Annotated in this window: 1 protein-coding gene; it reads left to right on the forward strand. The window is 38.9% G+C overall.

Features of this window, described 5'->3' with window-relative positions:
- Nucleotides 1–60: 60 nt before the first annotated feature.
- On the forward strand, nt 61–678 hold the full coding sequence (locus tag BCT81_RS14310; protein ID WP_102424849.1) for a LysE family translocator: 618 nt from the start codon (nt 61–63) through the stop codon (nt 676–678).
- The last annotated feature ends 47 nt before the right edge of the window (nt 679–725 follow it).

The following is a 725-nucleotide window of genomic DNA, read 5'->3' on the forward strand; positions in this document are numbered from 1 at the left end:
ATTTGCCGCTTAGCAGAGCGACATGCATCTTGGTGATATTAGAAAGCTTAAGGGTAAATAATGGACTATTTATTGTTTCTACTGATTCGTATTGTTGCTACTTTTTCTCCCGGTCCCGCAGTACTTTTAGTTGTGAAAAACTCAGCCGTACATGGGCTAAGAAAAGCGATGTGGGGTATTGGAGGAAATGTTGCGGCTATGATTACAATGGCTTGCTTATCTGCTGCCGGTTTGGGTGTTGTCATTTCAGCATCTGAGCCGTTATACCATTCAGTGAAGATTCTTGGAGGCTTATACCTCATCTATATTGGTATCAAGACTTGGCGCTCAAGTACTCAGGTAGCATGTATGCAACCTAATACGTTAGATGGTGTAAGTCGATATAAGTTATTGGGTGAAGCGTATATTGTTGGAGTCACAAATCCAAAGGCAGTTATCTTCTATATGGCTCTATTCCCTCAATTTATTGCCTTTGAACATTCTTTTGCAAAGCAGTTTGTTCTTTTGACTTTGACGTTTGCATTTCTCTCATTTGTAGCTCTTTCAATGTATGCAATAGCGGCTAACAAGTTAAGTGTTCTACTGATGAAAGAAAAAGTAAGTAAAGCGTTTAACAGAGCTACAGGCGGGATATTTATAGGGTTTGGGCTATCGTTAATTACGAGTAACAAAGCATGACTACTATTTCTAATGCAATAAATTGTAACTACAATCGTGATGACCAA

Origin of the sequence: Vibrio sp. 10N.261.52.A1, assembly GCF_002876325.1 — a bacterium.
GTDB classification, from domain to species: domain Bacteria; phylum Pseudomonadota; class Gammaproteobacteria; order Enterobacterales; family Vibrionaceae; genus Vibrio; species Vibrio chagasii.

What these genes read in the sequence shown, in the direction of transcription:
- BCT81_RS14310 (WP_102424849.1), top strand. Translation starts at nt 61, where the DNA reads ATGGACTATTTATTGTTTCTACTGATTCGTATTGTTGCTACTTTTTCT.